The organism is bacterium (genome assembly GCA_040755755.1).
Taxonomy (GTDB): Bacteria; SZUA-182; SZUA-182; order DTGQ01; family DTGQ01; genus DTGQ01.
The window spans coordinates 24461-42897 of record JBFLZW010000002.1 but is presented as its reverse complement, the minus strand read 5'-3'; the positions used below and the strand labels follow the sequence as shown (position 1 = coordinate 42897).

At 51.1% G+C, this 18437-nt stretch carries 19 protein-coding genes; 17 read left to right on the top strand and 2 right to left on the bottom strand.

All coding sequences use genetic code 11. The features are described from left to right. Positions 1-83 precede the first annotated feature (83 nt). From pheA to AB1611_01395, 10 genes are all read left to right on the top strand, one after another. Positions 84-1160, top strand: coding sequence for a prephenate dehydratase (gene pheA / locus AB1611_01440; GenBank protein ID MEW6378248.1), 1077 nt, complete (start codon positions 84-86; stop codon positions 1158-1160). A gap of 101 nt (positions 1161-1261) precedes the next feature. After that, the gene (hisC, locus tag AB1611_01435; protein MEW6378247.1) at positions 1262-2359 is read left to right on the top strand and encodes a histidinol-phosphate transaminase; all 1098 of its coding nucleotides are present in this window, start codon (positions 1262-1264) and stop codon (positions 2357-2359) included. Between the two features lie 183 nt (positions 2360-2542). Beyond that, positions 2543-2767 carry a hypothetical protein gene (locus AB1611_01430; GenBank protein MEW6378246.1) on the top strand — a complete coding sequence of 75 codons (225 nt, stop codon included), beginning with the start codon at positions 2543-2545 and terminating at the stop codon, positions 2765-2767. Positions 2768-3115: 348 nt separating this feature from the next. Then, complete coding sequence (locus AB1611_01425) at positions 3116-3301, top strand: hypothetical protein (GenBank protein ID MEW6378245.1); 186 nt, start codon at positions 3116-3118, stop codon at positions 3299-3301. Continuing rightward, the gene (locus AB1611_01420; protein MEW6378244.1) at positions 3289-3579 is read left to right on the top strand and encodes a type II toxin-antitoxin system RelE/ParE family toxin; all 291 of its coding nucleotides are present in this window, start codon (positions 3289-3291) and stop codon (positions 3577-3579) included. The genes AB1611_01425 and AB1611_01420 overlap by 13 nt, the downstream gene beginning before the upstream one ends. Positions 3580-3712: 133 nt before the next feature. Next, positions 3713-3886, top strand: coding sequence for a DUF2283 domain-containing protein (locus tag AB1611_01415; protein MEW6378243.1), 174 nt, complete (start codon positions 3713-3715; stop codon positions 3884-3886). 20 nt (positions 3887-3906) lie between these two features. Further along, positions 3907-4245 (top strand): hypothetical protein, encoded by a 339-nt coding sequence (locus AB1611_01410; GenBank protein ID MEW6378242.1) that lies wholly within the window; start codon positions 3907-3909, stop codon positions 4243-4245. 189 nt (positions 4246-4434) lie between these two features. Then, complete coding sequence (gene rfaE1, locus AB1611_01405; protein ID MEW6378241.1) at positions 4435-5928, top strand: D-glycero-beta-D-manno-heptose-7-phosphate kinase; 1494 nt, start codon at positions 4435-4437, stop codon at positions 5926-5928. 150 nt (positions 5929-6078) lie between these two features. Further along, positions 6079-7854, top strand: a complete 1776-nt coding sequence (locus AB1611_01400) for an ABC transporter ATP-binding protein (GenBank protein MEW6378240.1) — start codon at positions 6079-6081, stop codon at positions 7852-7854. After that, positions 7851-9893, top strand: a complete 2043-nt coding sequence (locus tag AB1611_01395; protein MEW6378239.1) for an LTA synthase family protein — start codon at positions 7851-7853, stop codon at positions 9891-9893. Before AB1611_01400 ends, AB1611_01395 begins: the two co-directional genes overlap by 4 nt. A 431-nt stretch (positions 9894-10324) precedes the next feature. On the opposite strand, the gene AB1611_01390 is transcribed toward AB1611_01395, so the two are convergent. Both AB1611_01390 and AB1611_01385 read right to left on the bottom strand, forming a co-directional pair. Then, complete coding sequence (locus tag AB1611_01390) at positions 10325-11131, bottom strand: hypothetical protein (protein ID MEW6378238.1); 807 nt, start codon at positions 11129-11131, stop codon at positions 10325-10327. Between the two features lie 110 nt (positions 11132-11241). Beyond that, positions 11242-11583 carry a hypothetical protein gene (locus AB1611_01385; GenBank protein MEW6378237.1) on the bottom strand — a complete coding sequence of 114 codons (342 nt, stop codon included), beginning with the start codon at positions 11581-11583 and terminating at the stop codon, positions 11242-11244. A gap of 503 nt (positions 11584-12086) precedes the next feature. On the opposite strand from AB1611_01385, the gene AB1611_01380 reads away from it, so the two are divergent. From AB1611_01380 to AB1611_01350, 7 genes are all read left to right on the top strand, one after another. Next, a complete protein-coding gene (locus tag AB1611_01380) occupies positions 12087-13271 on the top strand; it encodes a homocysteine biosynthesis protein (protein MEW6378236.1) in 1185 nt (394 codons plus the stop codon). After that, on the top strand, positions 13268-13681 hold the full coding sequence (locus tag AB1611_01375; GenBank protein MEW6378235.1) for an NIL domain-containing protein: 414 nt from the start codon (positions 13268-13270) through the stop codon (positions 13679-13681). The genes AB1611_01380 and AB1611_01375 overlap by 4 nt, the downstream gene beginning before the upstream one ends. A gap of 19 nt (positions 13682-13700) precedes the next feature. Continuing rightward, positions 13701-14549 carry a lipoate--protein ligase family protein gene (locus AB1611_01370; protein MEW6378234.1) on the top strand — a complete coding sequence of 283 codons (849 nt, stop codon included), beginning with the start codon at positions 13701-13703 and terminating at the stop codon, positions 14547-14549. 5 nt (positions 14550-14554) lie between these two features. Further along, positions 14555-15001, top strand: a complete 447-nt coding sequence (locus AB1611_01365; GenBank protein MEW6378233.1) for a cytidine deaminase — start codon at positions 14555-14557, stop codon at positions 14999-15001. Between the two features lie 20 nt (positions 15002-15021). Then, complete coding sequence (locus AB1611_01360; GenBank protein MEW6378232.1) at positions 15022-16977, top strand: fibronectin type III domain-containing protein; 1956 nt, start codon at positions 15022-15024, stop codon at positions 16975-16977. A gap of 6 nt (positions 16978-16983) precedes the next feature. Beyond that, positions 16984-17670, top strand: a complete 687-nt coding sequence (locus tag AB1611_01355; protein ID MEW6378231.1) for a hypothetical protein — start codon at positions 16984-16986, stop codon at positions 17668-17670. A gap of 73 nt (positions 17671-17743) precedes the next feature. Next, the gene (locus AB1611_01350) at positions 17744-18328 is read left to right on the top strand and encodes a hypothetical protein (protein ID MEW6378230.1); all 585 of its coding nucleotides are present in this window, start codon (positions 17744-17746) and stop codon (positions 18326-18328) included. The last annotated feature ends 109 nt before the right edge of the window (positions 18329-18437 follow it).

The following is an 18437-nucleotide window of genomic DNA, read 5'->3' as shown; positions in this document are numbered from 1 at the left end:
TCCACAACCTGATATTTTATCAATTCCTTGCGCTTTAACGGCAGGGAAATAGAGAAAAAGCGAACAGCCTGGAGAAAATAGCGGTGGATTTGGAGAGTTTACGAAAAAAAATCGATGAAATTGATAATCAGATCCTGGATCTGCTAAATGCCCGCGCCGAAGTGGTCAAGGAAGTCGGCAGATCCAAAGCCAAAAGCAGCAGGGCTTATTACGATCCCAGCCGGGAAGAGCAGATTTTAAGCAGGCTCCAGAGGATCAATAAAGGCCCCTTTCCTGCATCGTCCGTCAAGTCGGTATTCCGGGAGATTATTTCCGCCTCCCTGTCCCTGGAAAAGCCCATGAGAATCGCCTACCTGGGGCCGGAGGCTACCTTTACCCATATCGCGGCCCTGAAAAAGTTCGGCCTCTCGGCCTCTTTGATTCCAATGACAAGCCTTGGCCGGGTGTTTTCCGCTGTGGAACGGGACCAGGCTGATTACGGGGTGCTTCCGCTGGAAAATTCCACCGAAGGGCTGGCCAGTCATACCCTGGATCTTTTTATCGATTCGGAGCTCAAAACCTGCACGGAAATTATCCTCAATATCCGGCACGATCTCCTGGGGCATCATACGGAGCTTGATAAAATCGAAAAGGTTTATGCGCACCCACAGTCCATTGCTCAGTGCAGCGAGTGGCTGCGGGAGAATATGTCGGGCAAGCCGGTAATCGAGGTCCCCAGCACCTACCGGGCCGTCGAACTGGTCCGCGAGGATGCTTCTGCCGCTCTCATTGCCGAAGAAACCATCCGTGGATTGTACCAGCTTCACACGATATGCAAGAGGATTGAAGATAATACCCATAACTTTGCCCGGTTCCTGGTCTTATGGAAGGGAATGAGTGCGCCGAGCGGAGATGATCAGACTTCGATTCTGTTTTCCATGAAAGACCAGATCGGAGCGCTTTCGTTACTTCTCCAGCCCTTTGTCCACCACCAGATCAGCCTGCACCGGATCGAATCCCGCCCCATTCCGAATCGTCCCTGGGAGTCGGTATTCCTGGTAGACTTCGATGGCCATGTCCAGGAGGAGCGGGTAGTCCGGCTGCTCGATGACCTCAAGGTTCACTGTGATTTTTTCAAGATTCTGGGATCATACCCAAAAAGTAAACTCAACACAGGGTAGGGCACGCACACAATAAAACACGCTTTCAATACACCCAAAATGCAACCCCAGGCTTTGCCCTCACGGCTCATTACTGCTCTTTATTCATAAGGACAAACACAATGAAAGATCTAGCCCAAAAACATATCCATCAGCTTCAACCATACTTGCCCGGCAAGCCCATTTCAGAAGTGCAGCGGGAATTGGGTCTGTGCGAAGTGATCAAACTGGCCTCCAACGAAACTCCCTGCGGACCATCACCCAGGGCTGTTCAGGCCATGCAGGGGGCGCTGTCCGAGATTCACCGCTACCCCGACGGGAGCGGATTCTATCTCAAGAAAGCGCTGGCCGGAAAACTCGGAGTTTCCAGCGATCAGATTATTCTGGGCAACGGCACCAATGAAATCCTGGAACTGGTTGTCCGCACCTTTCTTGCTCCCGGCGAAGAGGCTGTCAGCGGCCATCCGGCCTTCATTATCTACAGCCTGCTGGTTCAGGCCGCCAATGGGAAAAATGTCCTGGTGCCGATGAAAGAGTATACCCATGACCTTCGGAGCATGGCTGACGCGATAACTCCGAAAACCAAACTGATTTTCATCGCCAACCCCAATAATCCCACGGGAACTATGGTCACTGCCGACGAATTGGCCTGGTTCCTCGATCAGGTGCCGAAAACCGCGATTGTAGTTATCGATGAGGCCTATTATGAGTACGTGGAAGATGCGGCTTTTCCCGATTCCCTTGCCTGGCTGCGAGCCCATCCTGACCATCCGGTTCTGATCGCCCGGACCTTTTCGAAAATCTATGGCCTGGCCGGATTGCGCGTCGGCTATGGGATCGGCTCTCCTGATCTGATATCGCTGATGAACCGCGTCCGCCAACCCTTCAACGTGAATTCCCTGGCCCTGGTGGCTGCCGAGGCAGCCTTGCAGGATGATGAATTCCTGAACCGGAACCGGGAGGTAAACCGCCGTGGCTATGAGTACCTGTGCCGGGAATTCGACCGGCTGCAGGTGCCCCATGTTCCCTCGGTGGCTAACTTTATCCTCGTGGATGTGGGCCGGGACGGAAAAGCCTTCAGCGACCGGATGCTGGGCGAAGGAGTAATCGTGCGCCCGGTGAAGGAATATGGCCTGCCGAACTCGGTGCGGATCACCATCGGGCTGGAAGAGGAGAACCGGAAACTGATCCAGGCGATGGAGAAGGTTCTGTATTTGTAGTTGATAGGATGGTTAATACAGAAAATTGGATTCAAATATAGGGATCACGAATGGACTCGAATGAACACAAGCTGAGAGCTTTAAAAATTTAGTTGGCACCATCCGGCAGGTTCATGATGAACTGGCCGCCCGGCTGGGCGGGCCGTTAATATTAGCCTTACGCTACGCAACTGGCTGATCGGCTTGTATATCCGAGAATATGAACAAAATGGCGCGGATAGAGCGCAATATGGCGAGGTTTTGCTGGAGAAACTTGCTGAGGAGCTTGGAAAGGCAGGAATCTCAAGAGTTGATGTCCGTGAATTGCGGCGTTATCGATTGTTTTACACCACATACCCCCGAATTCGGGATGCCCTGACTCCCGAATTCGGAAATCGAATCTTCAATGTCCTGTATAGGAGCGTCTAATACACTCCTCCCCCCTTGAGGGGCAATGGTATTAAGTTAAGAACAGGCGTGGGGCTCAAGGGCAGTGTTTTTCTCCCTCGCCCCTGAAGGGGAGAGGGTCGGGGTGAGGGGCGTTGGTCGCGGTTAATCCTTAAGTTAATGACATTGCCCCTTGAGGGGGGAGGCTGGGTGGGGGTGATGGTTATTGCCACCTTTCCTCTCGAGAAAAGGAAAATGGGGAACATCTGTTTGAAATAAAGATAAGTCTTTATCTCTTGACCTTTATGCTCACTCGGCATTATATTGAAGAGTATGAGAATGTACAGTTACTCTACAAGGTGCACCAAGATTAGAGAGGAGGTGATTTACATGCCAACAACAAAGGATGCGGTTATTTCCTTAGTGAAACAATTGCCTGATGATTCTACCTTGGAAGATATTATGGAACATCTCTATGTAAAGCAAAAGATATTAAAGGGACAGAGGCAATTAGAAACAGGGCAGTTTTATACTCATGAGGAAGCAAAGGAAATCATGAAAGAATGGCTAAAATAAGGTGGTCAGAGGATGCGATTGAAGATTTAAAAGAAATATGCAAGTTTATCGCCTCAGATTCTCCCTACTACGCCAAGATATTCAACGATAGAGTTTTTGAGATGGTCGAACATTTGGAGTCATTTCCTGAAATAGGCCGGCGAGTTCCCGAAGCGGATAACCCCAAGGTAAGGGAGCTGATCTATAAGGGCTATAGGATTATTTACCAAATTAAAGATGATTATTTGGAAATCATTACCGTCATTCATGGGAGTAAGCTATTGAAGTTGGAGAGCTAACCTCCTGCTCTTAATAATATCTGTCTGATGCAGAGTGGAGTATGGAGATATTCCTCAGCATACATGCGCGAAAACAGATGAAAAGGAAATAAAGAGGAAAATGCCTTGAAAATTGAATACGATAGAGAGGTAGATGCACTCTATATTGGTCTCCCATACCCAGGAAGTAGAAGAAGGAGTTACTCTGGACTTTGACAAAGAGGGCAAAGTCATTGGCCTTGAAATCATCGGTGCTACTGAAAGGTATAGCCTGAAAGATATATTTAATCTGTCAACCGAAAACCTGGTGTTGGAAACGACGCCTTGAGCTGAAGGTCGATAGTCCGTATGATGATAGAAAATTTTTTGACTTCTTTGCGGGCAATTCAGAATGAGGATGAGTTAGTAGACTTTTGTCGAAAAAAAGTACTCCATGGTACCCCATTTATTTTTGCCTCCAAAGAAGATGATTACTATGAGTTTAGAAAAAGAATCGCAAATAACTTCAATATTGATTTCCATGAAATTTTCATCACCGGTTCCGCTAAACTCGGTTTTAGCCCATATAAGAGCAAGGATTTCGATTATGACTCAGATATCGATGTAGCCATTGTTTCAGAGAGACTTTTTAGCCGTATAATGGAAGCGGTACATAATTACCAAATGAACCTGAGAAACTATAGCTAATAAAAACAATTCTAAATCAGAATTCAGTCAATATTATTCATACATGTATCAAGCGACGCATGGTCGCACCGCTAGGGTTACACGATCTGAATTTTTCAAAAAATATGTGTTAGAAGATACAACCGCTCGACGTAACTTATGCGTTGCAGATGCCAAACCCTGAAAAGAGGCTAAAGGAGGCACTCAACTTTGTTAACCCGCAGTAAACTGGATGAAATTCTCCCCCGGATCAGCCAGCAGAATATCCTGGTTGTAGGAGATGTCATGCTCGATGAATATCTCTGGGGAGAGGTGGAGCGGATCTCTCCGGAGGCCCCGGTGCAGGTGGTGGATGTGCAGCGGGAGTTCACGACCCTGGGAGGTGCGGGCAATGTTGTGGCCAACATCATCAGCCTGGGGGGACAGGTGCGCATGTGCAGTGTTATCGGCCAGGATGCAGGCGGTGAGGCACTGCTTTCGGAATTTGCCCGCAAGGGAGTTTCCACCGATGGCATCTTTCAGGACCCGGCCCGGCCAACCACCAGAAAAAGCCGGGTGCTGGCAGGCAATCAGCAGGTTCTGCGCATCGACCGGGAGGTCCGCCGTCCCATCGATCCGGTGTGGGAAGAAAAAATCGTGGATTATCTCCGGCAGCACCTTCCGGAAAGTGCGGCCATTATCCTGTCCGATTATCAGAAAGGGGTCCTGACCGAGGGGCTGCTCCCAAAAATCATCAGCCTGGGACGGGACCAGGGAAAGCCGGTGTTTGTCGATCCCAAGGGGATGTCCTACCGGAAATACCGCAAGGCCCATTATATCACCCCCAACCAGAAGGAGGCTGGCCAGGCCACGGGCATGGTGATCCGCACCGAAGAAGATGTCCGCACAGCCGGAGAAAAGCTCCTGCGGGAGCTGGAGCTTGATGGTGTCATTATAACCAGGGGAAAGGACGGGATTTCCCTTTTCCGGCTGGGGCATGAGCCGGTGACGTTACCTACCCGTGCCAGAGAAGTGTTTGATGTTTCGGGGGCCGGAGATACCGCTTTAGCTGCCCTGACGCTTGGGTACCTTGCCGGGCTGCCATTGGATGAGGCTGCGGAACTGGCCAACCTGGCTGCCGGTGTGGTGGTCGGCAAGGTCGGGACAGCCACCGTGACCGCTGCGGAGATTCTGGCTGCCTGCGGGGGCGGCCAGTATTCGACCGATCAGAAGGTCAAAACCTTTTTGGAATTGCAGGACCTTGTTTCCCGCCACAGGCTGAAAGGGCAGCGGATTGTCTTTACCAACGGATGCTTTGACCTTCTCCATATCGGCCATATCAAGCTGCTCCATGAAGCCAGAGGCTTTGGAGACGTGCTCGTTGTGGCCATCAACGACGATGATTCGGTACGGCGGCTGAAAGGCCCCAACCGCCCCTGCATGACTCAAGGGGAGCGGGCCAGGCTGCTTTCAGCTTTGAATTGTGTGGATTATGTCGTGATTTTTCCGGAAGATACCCCGCACAATCTTATCGCCGCTTTACAGCCGGAAGTGCTGGTCAAGGGTGGAGACTACCGCAAGACCGAGGTCGTGGGCTGGCAAATCGTGGAAGGCTATGGAGGCTCGGTCAAACTGGTGGATCTTGAGCAGGATATTTCCACCAGCAGCCTGATTGCCAGAATCCTCAGCAATCACCGGCAGGAGAGAGTGGTCAGTGGTCAGTAAAGAGAGTGGTCAGTGGTCAGGAGATACAGTGGCCACCTGGTGTTTTTCTCTGTGCCTCAGTGTCTCTGTGGTGTCCTTTGTCTTTGTTTTTTTGCCTCTGTCTTTGTATTTCACTTGGGGACAGCCCCTTAAGGATGATTAGCCGTGGAAATGTATAGACGTCTTCTCAGATTCGTACGACCGTACTGGAAAAAAATGGCCATTGCCATGGTGTGCATGACACTGACCGCTGGTCTTAATTCCTCGATTGCGTATATGGTCAAGCCGGTATTGGATGATATTTTTATCAACAAGCGATGGATCATGCTCAAGCTGCTGCCGATAGCCCTGCTCATTCTTTATTTACTGAAAGGTACGTTCACCTATATCCAGGGCTATCTGATGATGTATATTGGAGAGAAGGTGGTCATGAGCCTGCGGGGCGAGCTTTTTGCCCATGTTCACTCACTATCCATGGATTTTTTCACCAAGCGGTCTACGGGTCTGATTATGGCCCGGATTAACAATGACGTAGGGCTGGTTCAGCGGGCCATTACCCATTCCCTTGCGGATCTGTTGCGGGAGCCGCTCGACATTATCGGTTTTCTGGCGGTGATGTTTTACTGCAACTGGTTCTGGGCTATCCTGTCCGTCTTGGTGCTGCCCTTTGTGGCCCTTCTGATCTCGAAGATGGGATTGAAGCTCCGGCGCATCAGCGGCAAGGTCCAGCAAAAGGTCGCTGACCTGAATGTCATCCTGCACGAGACCCTGTCCGGGGCACTGATTGTCAAAGCCTTTCATATGGAAGAGCGGGAAGTCGAACGTTACCGGCGGGAAAATCAGCGGTTCTTCAACGAGCAGATGCGGGCCGGCCGGGTGGCGATACTTTCTACCCCCTTGATGGAGCTGCTGGCATCTTTCGGTATTGCCTTTATCGTCTGGTTTGGCGGGGCACAGGTCATTGCCGGAAAATCCACGCCGGGCAATTTTTTCTCCTTTATGACCGCCCTGCTGATGATGTACAGTCCGATCAAAAAGCTGACCCATGTTAATAACGATATTCAGCATGGGATTGCCGCCTCACAGCGGATCTTCGAGTTTCTCGATGCTCAGCCGAGTGTCCGGGAGGCCGAAGATGCGGTGGAGATGCCTCCCCTTCGCCAGAGTATCGAGTATCGGGATGTCAGTTTTCGATATGAGAAACAGCCTGTACTGCAGAATATCAACCTCCGGGTATCCCGCGGAGAGATTATAGCTATCGTCGGAACCAGCGGTGCGGGCAAGACCACGCTGGTCAGCCTGCTTCCCCGGTTTTACGAGGCCACCTCAGGGGACATCCTCATTGACGGCCAGGACATCAAAAAGGCTACCCTGCGCTCCCTGAGACAGCAAATCGGCATTGTTACCCAGGAAACGATCCTCTTTAATGATACGGTACGGAATAATATCCTGTATGGAAGGCCGGACGCCGGTGATGCTGAAGTGATCGAGGCGGCTAAGGCAGCCCTGGCCCATGATTTCATCAGCCAGATGCCGGATGGGTATGATGCGCGAATCGGTGAGCGGGGAGTTAAACTTTCGGGCGGGCAGAAACAGCGGATAGCCATTGCCCGTGCAATTCTCAAGAATCCCGCCATTTTGATCCTCGACGAGGCCACCTCGTCACTGGACTCCAAGTCCGAAGCCCTGGTCCAGCAGGCCCTGGATAACCTGATGCAGGACCGGACCACGTTTATTATCGCCCATCGCCTGTCTACCGTGCGCGGGGCCCACAGGATCGTGGTTCTGAATCAAGGCAGGATTCAGGAAATCGGGGACCATGTCACCCTCCTGGCCCAAAAAGGTATCTATGCTCATCTGTACCAGACACAATTTGCCACCCAGGAGCCGCTGCCGCTGCCGTCGGTTGCCCAGGATATGGCTGCCTGTGATGAAATAATATCATGAGCAGGAGAGTACGTGGATTACTTCTGCCCGATGCCCTTCTTTTCTTCGGGCTGGCCTTTGGGCTCAGCCTGATCTTCTTCGGGCTGTTTCGCCTGTTCTTTTTGCTCCGCTACCTGAAGCTCACATCAGGTATCCCTGCCGGAGAGATTGTGCAGGCCTTTCTGGTTGGACTGCGGTTTGACATGGTGATTACCTCCTATATCCTGATCCTGTTCTTTCTGCCCGCCCCGTTTCTTCCCCTGTCCCGGAGTCGGGGCATCCGCACGGTCTTCCTTCTGACATTGGGCGCGGTTTTCGGGTTTTTCTTTCTCTTGTCCACGATCGACCTGGAATTTTTCGGCGCTTACAATTCCCGGCTCAACCTGCTGGCTGTTCAGTATCTGGAAACTATGGGGCCGGCCCTCCGGACTGTCTGGCAGGAGTATCCGGTGATCCCCTATCTCCTGGGGTGGGCTTTCCTGGCCGCCCTGTTCGGCTGGGTGATTTTCCAGTCCGGGCAGGCGCTCCTCAGCCGGGCGAAGGAGCGGTCCTTTCGGCACCAGGCCCTTTCACTCCTGGCCGGTATTGGCATGCTGGTTCTTGGTGCACGGGGAACTTTAGCCTCATCACCGATAAACTGGGGACATGCCTATTTCAGCAAACATAACTTTTCAAACCAAATGGCTTTGAATGGTATCTTCACTCTGGGCCGGTCCCTGTACCAGGAGCTTCTGGAAGATAACCGCTCCCTGGAAAAAAAACTGCGCATCACCTCACCCGAAGAGGCCATTCGTCTGGTTCAGCGATCCGTGGCCCATCAGGGAGAAACCTTTCTGTCACCAAAGGAGTATCCTCTGGTCCGGCGGCGGGACTTTCCTCCTGACTCTGTTCCCCGGCGGCCCAATATCGTGGTTTTCATGATGGAAAGCTTCAGCGGAGCCTATGTCGGGGCCCTGGGCGGCCCGTATCAGGTGACTCCGGAATTCGACCGCCTGTGCCGTGAAGGCATCCTCTTTGACCGCTTCTACGCCAATGGATGCCGCACCAACCGGGGGCTGACCGCCATCCTGTGCTCATATCCCTGTCTGATCGGCCTTTCGATGATGCAAAAAGTAGAGAGTCAGCAGCCCATGCTCAATCTGGCCAGTGTGTTAAAGCCGCTCGGCTATCAGAACTGCTTTATCTATGGTGGCGATCTGAACTTTGACAATATGGAAGGCTATTTCCGCCGCCACGGTTTTGACCGCTTTGTCGGCCACAAGGACTTTCCGAAAGAGGATTTTCAGACCGAGTGGGGCATATCGGATGAGGCGGTCTTCAGCCGCGCCAATCAGGAATTTTCCCGGCTGCCGCAGCCCTTTACCGGCGTGGTGCTTACCGTAAGCAATCACGAACCCTATCGCATTCCCAAACCGTATGCCTACTATCCCCCTGACCATGTCCAGAGCAAGTATCTCAATTCCTTTAAATATTCCGACTATGCCCTGGGGAAGTTTTTTCAGGAGGCCAGAAAGCAGCCCTATTTCAATAATACGATCTTTGTGATCGTGGCTGATCATGGGAAAAACCTTGACTACAGGACTGATCTCAGTCTCAGCCAGTTTCATATCCCCTGCCTCCTGTATGCACCAAAGATCCTGGGCAGTACGCCGCGCAGAATTCATACCATCGGCGCACAAATCGACATCCTTCCTACCCTGCTGGGAATTCTGAAGCAGCCGGTCGTTCATCACTGCTGGGGGAGAGATCTTCTTGGCATCCCCGAAGATGCGGGGTACGCCATGCTTACTGCAAATGATGAGAAGCTGGGCTTTGTACAGGGAGGCTATTATCTGGTTGCCCGGTTAAACGCCCCATCATCTCTCTATCTTGTGGGTCAGCCTGACAGGGACCGGGCCGATGAATTTCCCGAAGTCGTGAGCCGCCTGGAGCGCCAGGTGAAAATCATTGCTCATGCAGGCTCGTATATCTTCAGCCATCAGCGATGCTTCAACCCTGAGCTCACTGCGCACACAGAGGAGCGGCTGTTGCACGGTGCAGCAACAGGGAGTGGTGATTGAGGGAAGATGGACCAGGCCAGGAGGTTTTCGAGGCATATCTATTGAACAGGGCTATCAAAGGCCCGGCATCAATAATGACCATCTTTCTCATGTAATTTCGCTCTCAGGTATTTTCCCCTGTTGCAGGATAAATCCTCTTGGCCGCTTTCATATTTGCCAAACAAATCTTTGCCGGTCCGTCTTGGCTATCTGTTTCCATTTCCTTATCTGTCCTGGATGCACTTGGTACTCTCCAGCCAACTCTGCTGAGGTCTTCTCCTCACTTGAGTGCTTCCAGGGCCACTTTCGCTTTAAATACTGGGGTATGTTTGGTTCGTAAACCCATCTGCGGACCTCCTTATCTTTCAGCTCCAGTATAGCTCAATTCCGCCTCCAGTGTAACTTAATCCGCTGTCCGAATTTCCGAATCCATTATAATTGGTTGTTTTCATTCAAAACCAGACACCACAGTTGTACTTGACCAGTTGCTGGCGGTGCGTTTCGAGTAAATGGTAAGGTGGATTTCGCATCATCTGGAACTCATACCGAAAGAACCCGCCCCAGTCGCTATATATAACTACTGAAACGCGGACTCGATCATCCTCAAAATGCACTTTTGGCATACAATCAATGAGTCTTGCCCGCAACTGCACCCCAATTGGAAGGAAACATTCGTTGATACGCCTGGAAAAAAGTAAACGTTCAAGTGCAAATCTATCGCATAGAATAGTTATGTAATTATAGTATGCATGCCAATCCAGATAGAACTGATCTCCCAGCAGCCGAAGGACGACCAGCTCAAAGAAGCCTTCAGCGGTTCCGTCTGTACTGACCTTATCGAGATAATCATATTGAGCGTTAAAAGCTTCTTTAAACCCGCCATGCAAGTCTGCGAACCTTTTGAATGTTTTGATCGGCTGCTGATGCTCACTCCTTGCATAGAGAATCGGATACCCGCTGAACCCATTGTATGCATAGACATAATCGAGTGCAGTTTCAGGAGCCATCTTAAGGTGTCTTAGTATACGGAAATACTCATTGACATCTAATTTTCCTGCCTCTGGGCCAGACCTGCTGAGTTCATCAGGGGAAACATGATTTGGTAAGGATTGGACATCAAGCAGATTTTGCATTCGATCTACTACTCGCTGCTGATCGCTGCCAGTCATATGTACTATCACAGGATATATTACAATGATAAACAGCATTATGGCAGCGATGCGATAGAACCATTGCCATTTTTCCTTAATAATCTTCATTTTTCTTTCCTTAATCCCATTGCCCGCAATGATTTTGGACAAAGAAAAGGGCAAGGTCATTGTTAACCTTGCACTTGATACTACCTCACTCGATTTGAGCAATCACGGTTTTAACCTTCAGATATCTTGCGTATCAAGTCGAGACCTGACACCATCTTTTCATTTTGTTTTCTCCGGGAAAGGTTTTTAAGAAGTTCAGATACTTCTTTCATATCCTTACCCCAAAATGCTCCGTCCAAAAAGTGCAAAAGTATAAAAGGATTCATGCTGGCCTTCATGCTCCTTGGAGGGAGCCGCAAATGTGTAACCAATATCGCCAGGGTCTGTTTTTTCTGGACAGACACATCTCCAGTTGGGAACGTTTCTTGTCCCAATACCAGTAGGATATAACTCTCATTCAAAGCAAGGTTCTGACTCTGATCAGGGAAAAGATTGACTTTACTGTAACGCATTATTCCTGAACTGTCAAATTCTTCTTTGGCATTCCACTGCTCTCAATAACTTCCTTATGATATTCATTACTATATAATTAGAATAAAATAAAAGTAATTTACTTTACACAAGGCACTGATTCTGGTATTCAAATCCATTTTCCAAGTGGTTAAATACCAAACTTATCAACTTATCCACAAGTTATTCACAGTTTTTGGGGAAAACCCAAGTAACTTTTTGTTTTATTGATACTAAATTTTACCTGCCCGGAAAGCTCCATCCGCTGTATCTCTCTCCATCGGGCTCAATCTCAGCCATCGCATACTACTCCTGGCCTGACGGGTATGCCCTTACCTCTTTTCCCTTGACATCTCCGGGAAAACAGATAAAATTGGTAGCCAATATCAATGACCCTGGACATACATCCTGGATATTTGAATATTCGACCCAATTTCAGGCAGTCAATCAAGGGAATGGACATTGGCCTGGACCCGAAACACGAGAGTACCGGCGAGAGTAACCCATGAAGACATACGAAGAGATAAATGAGAAGATCAAGCAGGGAAAGGCTGTGGTGGTCACAGCCGATGAGGTGTGTGAGCTTGCCGATGCAGAGGGGATCAAGGCTGTAGCGGACAAGGTTGATGTAGTGACCACTGCCACTTTTGGCCCGATGTGTTCTTCGGGGGTTTTTTTGAATTTCGGGCACGCCGATCCTCCGATCAAGATGGATAAAATCTGGCTGAATGACGTACCTGCCTACCAGGGGCTTGCTGCGGTGGATACCTACCTGGGGGCTACTGCCGCTTCGGAGACGGAAGGGATCCAGTATGGAGGAGGGCATGTCATTGAAGACCTTCTTTCGGGCAAAACCATTCGACTGGAAGCCGAAGGCTACAAGACGGATTGCTATCCTGCGGAACGAGTGACGGTTCAGATCACGCTGGACAGCATCAATCAGGCCACGCTGCTGAACCCCCGGAACGCCTATCAAAACTATGCGGCAGCCACCAATTCTTCCCCAAGGACTCTGCACACCTATATGGGCACCCTGCTGCCAAGGCTCGGAAATGTCGCCTACTCCACCTCAGGGCAACTGAACCCCCTCATCAATGATCCTGAGTACCGCACGATCGGCTTTGGGACGAAGATATTCCTGGGCGGAGGGATCGGCTATGTCCTGGGCGAGGGGACTCAGCACAATCCCAATCAGCTTCGGGCGGCTAACAAGGTTCCGCTCAGCAGCGCCGCAACCTTGATGCTCATGGGTGACCTGAAGCAGATGAATGCCCGCTATCTGCGGGGAGCAACCATAAAACAGTACGGAGTATCTCTCATGGTGGGAGTCGGAATTCCAATCCCTGTTCTCGATGAGGGAATAGCCGAATCAGTATCTATCCGGGACAAGGATATTTACACTACCATTTATGACTACAGCATACAAAAATTATCCAGGCCGACTTATGGCAGGGCCAGTTACCAGGAATTGCGGTCCGGATCAGTCCAGATCAACGGGAATGCGGTGCCGACAAACCCGGTTTCCAGTCTCTTCATGGCCAGGGAGATCGCCGCTATCCTCAAGGACTGGATCAGGCGGGGAGAGTTTTTCCTGGTGGAGCCGATCCGGCTTCTTTCGCGGGACACCCGGTTTAAGCCCCTGCCCCAGAAGGATACTGCCGCATCCCAGAAGGATAGCGTAAAATCATGAATACTGTCACCAGAAGAGTTATCTTGACCTTTCCGCCAAACCTTGTGGAAGATACGGCTATCTACCACCTGATCAAGGACTATGACCTGATTGTCAATATCCTGCGGGCCAAGATCATTCCCAAGGAGATTGGACGGATTGTCCTGGAGCTGCGCGGAAAACTCGACAACATTAAAAAAGGGTTGAGCTATGTCGAAAGTAAAGGCATCGAGGTCAAGTCTCTGGCCCAGGACATCCAGCTCAACGAGGACAAGTGCGTAAGTTGCGGGATGTGTCTGGCTGTATGCCATCAGAAGGCCCTGACATTAAATGCAGTCACCTGGAAAATTGAGTTCAATCGGGATGACTGTGTTCTGTGCGAGCAGTGCGTGTCAGTCTGCCCTCTCAAAGTGATCCAGGTTTCCTTTTAATAAGGATAATCCATTCATTGTGCAGCCCTGGCGGTTACTTGACCTGACAGCCTATGATGCCTGCATGAACATGGCCATTGATGAGGCCATGCTGAAGGCATGTGCCCGCAAGAGTGATGCTGTCTCAACTATCCGGTTTTATACCTGGACCCCTGCGGCTGTTTCGATTGGATGTTTGCAGAAAATTTCTGACCATTTTGACCTGAATCAGGCACAAGAATCAGGTCTTGCCGTGGTCCGCAGGCCAACGGGCGGAAGGGCGGTGCTCCATAAGGGGGATATTTCCTGCTCCCTGGTTCTTGCTGAAAGCAATCCGGTAATTCCCCGGGGGGTGCTGGCCAGTTATCAAAAGATCAGTCAGGCTATCCAGCGGGGATTAGGAATTCTGGGGATTGAGGCTCAGTTATGTCCTGAGCGGAGAATCAGCCGGACCCCGTTTTGTTTTTCCGGAGCAGCCAGGTATGAAATTCTGGTCCAGGGGAAAAAGGTTATGGGTAACGCCCAAAGGCGAGAGGAGGGGGCTCTGTTACAGCAGGGCTCAATTATGATAGAAGACCAGCGGGAATTGATCTGTCGATTGTTCCCTCAGCCTGAGCGATTCTCCCGGTCGGGAGGAAAGGCGATCTCAGGAGAAGAATCCGGGCAGTCCACAACGGCTGGCTTGGAATTCATCTCCCTGGAGGAAGCGGCTGGTGGCCCCGTGACTGCCTCGCTGGTCAAGGATGCCCTGATCCAGGGATTCGAGGAGGTGCTTCACATCTCCTTAGTCCCCGGCTCATTGACCTTTTGGGAGCATGAGGAAGCCATCAGGCTCAGTCAGGAAAAATATTCCCAGGATATCTGGACGAGGAAGGGACAGCATTGGTGAATATCATGAATTCGAGAAATTCCGCCAGTCTTTTGGCTATCGATAGTATTGTCCCCGCCTGGCGGGAGTTGATCACGCAAGCCGGGCAGGCCAAAGAGAAAGCCATTGCCCTGCTCTCCGGATTTAGAGTAGGAGCAGCCCTGCTCACCGCCGAAGACCGGTGCTATCAGGGGTGTAATATCGAAAACATCTCCCTGAGCCTCAGCATCTGCGCTGAACGGGTGGCTTTCCTGAAGGCCCTGTCCGAGGGGGAAAAACGATTCAAAGCTCTGGCTATTGTCAGTGACAGCCCGCGAGTGATTACCCCCTGCGGAGCATGCCGGCAACTGATCTGGGAATTTGCACCTGATATCACGATCATTATGGACAATCCACAGGGAGATGTTCAGTGGGCCAGGATAGGAGACCTGCTGCCACAGGCATTCTATTATCTGAACAGCAGCCGCCCATAGTCAGAGGGGGAACCAGGATTTTGGCGATACCCGAACCGAAGCGTCAGTTACCGATCCTGATTCTGGCGGTTGCCGGACTGCTCTGGAGCCAATTGCCAGCTTTTCAGAGCCGTTGTTCTGCTCAGGGCTCTCTCTATTTTTCGGCTCAAAAATCCTGGGAAGACCAGGGCCAACAGGTTTCCAGACCGTGCATGGCGGGGAATTGGCTCTACCTCTCCACCGATGTCCAGGATGAGAAGTTCCGTCTCTGGCGACACGATCCGAATGTTCCGACTCAGGGGTGGACGGAAGTTACTATCGATGGCATCAGTGACCCTGATTCCACTGCTCTTGGCTCGCATAAAGGATATCTGTATGTGGCTACCCGGGCTCAAGACAGCAGCCCTCACCTGTGGCGGCTGGAGAACCCCGGTCAGGGAATATGGAAACAAGTCGGCCCTTCGGGACTTGGTTCAGCAGAAATAATCACTGTGCTCTCTTCATTTGGTGAGCATCTCTATCTGGGAATCGCGAGCGGGGGAGATTCGGGGGGCTTGGTTCAATTGTGGCGATCCACCGAGACCGGAACCAATAATCCGGAAATTACCTCCAATACCTGGGAGCGGATTGGCGAAAGCACATCCGCCTTGATATCGAGTGCTTTTCAGGAATTTGATGCCAGGCTGTACCTTGGGATCGAGAATACGGCAAACAGCCAGAATAAAGCCGAAGTCTGGAGGCTGGATAGCAGCAGTGCGAGTAATTCCTTCTATCGCTATAACGCCTTCGGCTGGATGGAGAGCAACCTGAGCATACCAGCCCTGGCTGTCTGTGACCAGGTGCTCTATGCAGTTGCCCGGAATGGAAAAGGTGCTCAGGTGTGGTCCCTGCTCAAGGGAGGAGCGGAATTCAGCCGGACATCCTCCTGGAATGGTTTCATCGATCCCAGCCGGTCCCTTCCCCTGTCGATGGTGAGCCTGGGCTCATACCTTTTTCTGAGCTTCGATACCAATGGAAAAGGAGAGGTTTTCCGGTTATGGTATGATCCAGGCAATTTGGAGCAGCGGGAAAAGCAGTGGGGAGCGGTTACCATCAATGACCCGAACACAGGGAAATCGCTCTTTACCGATGCGTCCAACCGCTTACGCTGGCTGTATGCAGACCCGAACAATGGCTATCTCTTTCTGGGAACTCAGGATTCCGGCGGGAGGTTCAAGCTCTGGAAATCATCCCGGCTTCCGATCATTACCCTTACATCGCCCCAGATGTATCAGACACACCCTTACGCCTACTTTGGCGCTTTTCAGTCAAAGGTGCAGGTCGGCTGGCGATCAACCAGGAGCGGTGAATACGTGATTCGCCAGGTTCAGTTAAAAGACCCCAACAGCCGGATAAGCCAGGATCCGGGATTTGTGATCAACAAGTCAAATGCCGAAAAATTGACAACATACACTACTCAGCCGCTTCCGCCCGATGACCGGCAGGGGACCTACATTGCCGAAATTGCCTGGAATAAAGCCGGAGATCAGGAGCGCTATCCGGTGTTGTTCTCCTTTATTTATGATACCGATAAACCAGAGCAATTGCCGGTGGTAACTTCGGTGGAATCAGGGAGCAAAAAACTGAGAGTGAAATGGGCCAAAGCCCACGATAAGCTCTCAGGTATTGCCCAATACCGGGTCTGGTGGAAACAAGTACCTGTGGGATCGGATGCCAATACCGGCACGTTTTCCGGCCAAAGCGATCTTCTTGACGGAAGCAAATATGAGCATGATATCAGCGGCCTCATGAATGGCCGAAGATATGCGGTGGCGGTTTCAGCCAGGGATACTGCGGGTAATGAATCCGATCCGTCGGATATCACGGACTTAAGCTTTGGAACGCCGCAAATGGGGCGAGGCTTGACTGATCTTGTCGGTGAGACTGGCGGCTGTTTTGTAAAAAACTTGCAGGGAAAATTTATCAGACAATTCTCCGAAGCAGAAAAATCGAGGTAGAAGAGTATGGCCAAGGAGTTGGGATTGAGATTTGCTGTTTGGAAGTGGTGCCGGTGGTGTTTGGTATGGCTGGTTATCGGTGTTTTCGGGTTTTGCGGCCGGAATTCCTGGGCTGCTGCTGACCCATCCCGCAACCTGTCGGCTTCTCTCTGGGCAGGGTACTACCTGCCCCAGGATATTAATTTCCAGAGAGTTTACAGCGACGATGGACAACTGGCCTGGTTTGTGGAATTTTCCAAGACCTGGTTTGGTCAAATCGAGGCAGCCGCGGGAGCAGGGGGGACTAACTTCAATGGGTATAAGCTCCGTGATGAGGGAGATTCCAGTATCAGCAAGGCACAGATGAGCCTTGGCGCTGGATATATCCAATGCTCATACCTTTTCCGGTATACTGAAGGACAGCGGCTGGTTCCCTACTTTGGGGGAGGTATGGATGCCTGGGGATATCGGGAGAAGAAGGAAGGAGATAAAACTATCAAAGGCGACAAATACGGCTATCATGGCCTGGCTGGCATCCGGTTTCTGCTGGATTGGCTCGATCCCGAAGCAGCGGGAAGCTCAGAACAGGAGTATGGCATTAATAATACCTACCTGGTTCTTGAGGCACGATGGCTGAAGATCGACAATTTTGGAGAGAATAAACTCGATCTCAGCGGACGGCTCTACCGGCTCGGATTATTATGGGAATTTTAACGCACACTGCTTGACCGAATTGGCTTATTCATTGTTCAGGCAATCTTATGGAGAACCTTACGAGGAGAAATATATGCCGATATCATGCCCCAAATGCAACATCTTCAATCCCCGCGGGGCTGAAATCTGCGGTGAATGCGGATGGATTTTAGCCTCCAGCCCGGCATCCCCCCCCAGAGGAAGCCAGCCTGCTCACACTTCTCAGTCCTCGGCGGGAAAGGCGGACCTGACCGGCGCTTCGGTTTCATCAAGGAAAGAAAAGAAAAAGGCCCCCTTCTCAGCCCAAATCCTGTCAGGAGTCCTGTGGGTTTTGAGCGCCGCACTGATTGCCCTGTCCATCTTTCTGGTAAAACCCGGTAAATCGATTACTCTTCCGATACCTTTGCTTCCATCCAATCTTCCCTACGCATCCCGGATGCTTGCCGCTCTTTTGATTCTGGCTGGCGGAATCTTCACCCTGATTGTCGCCTACGGGATTTCCAGCCTCAAACGCTGGGGCCTGAAAGCCTATCTCAGTTGGGTAATGATTCAGGTAGTGCTGGAGATTCTGGCCCGGGTATACCGTCTGAAACCTGGGACGTATCTATCAGCCGTGATCCTAGCGGAACTCATCGTCATTCCCCTCCTGTGGAAGATGAAACACCGGTTCTCCGCATAGACCGGCGTAAAGCCTTCCCTTGTCTAAAGATGAAAAGTGTACTATACTAACCCTGATACGTAAATTTACCCCCTTTTGCTGAAAGCCTCTGCAATTTCCTTCCGGAAAG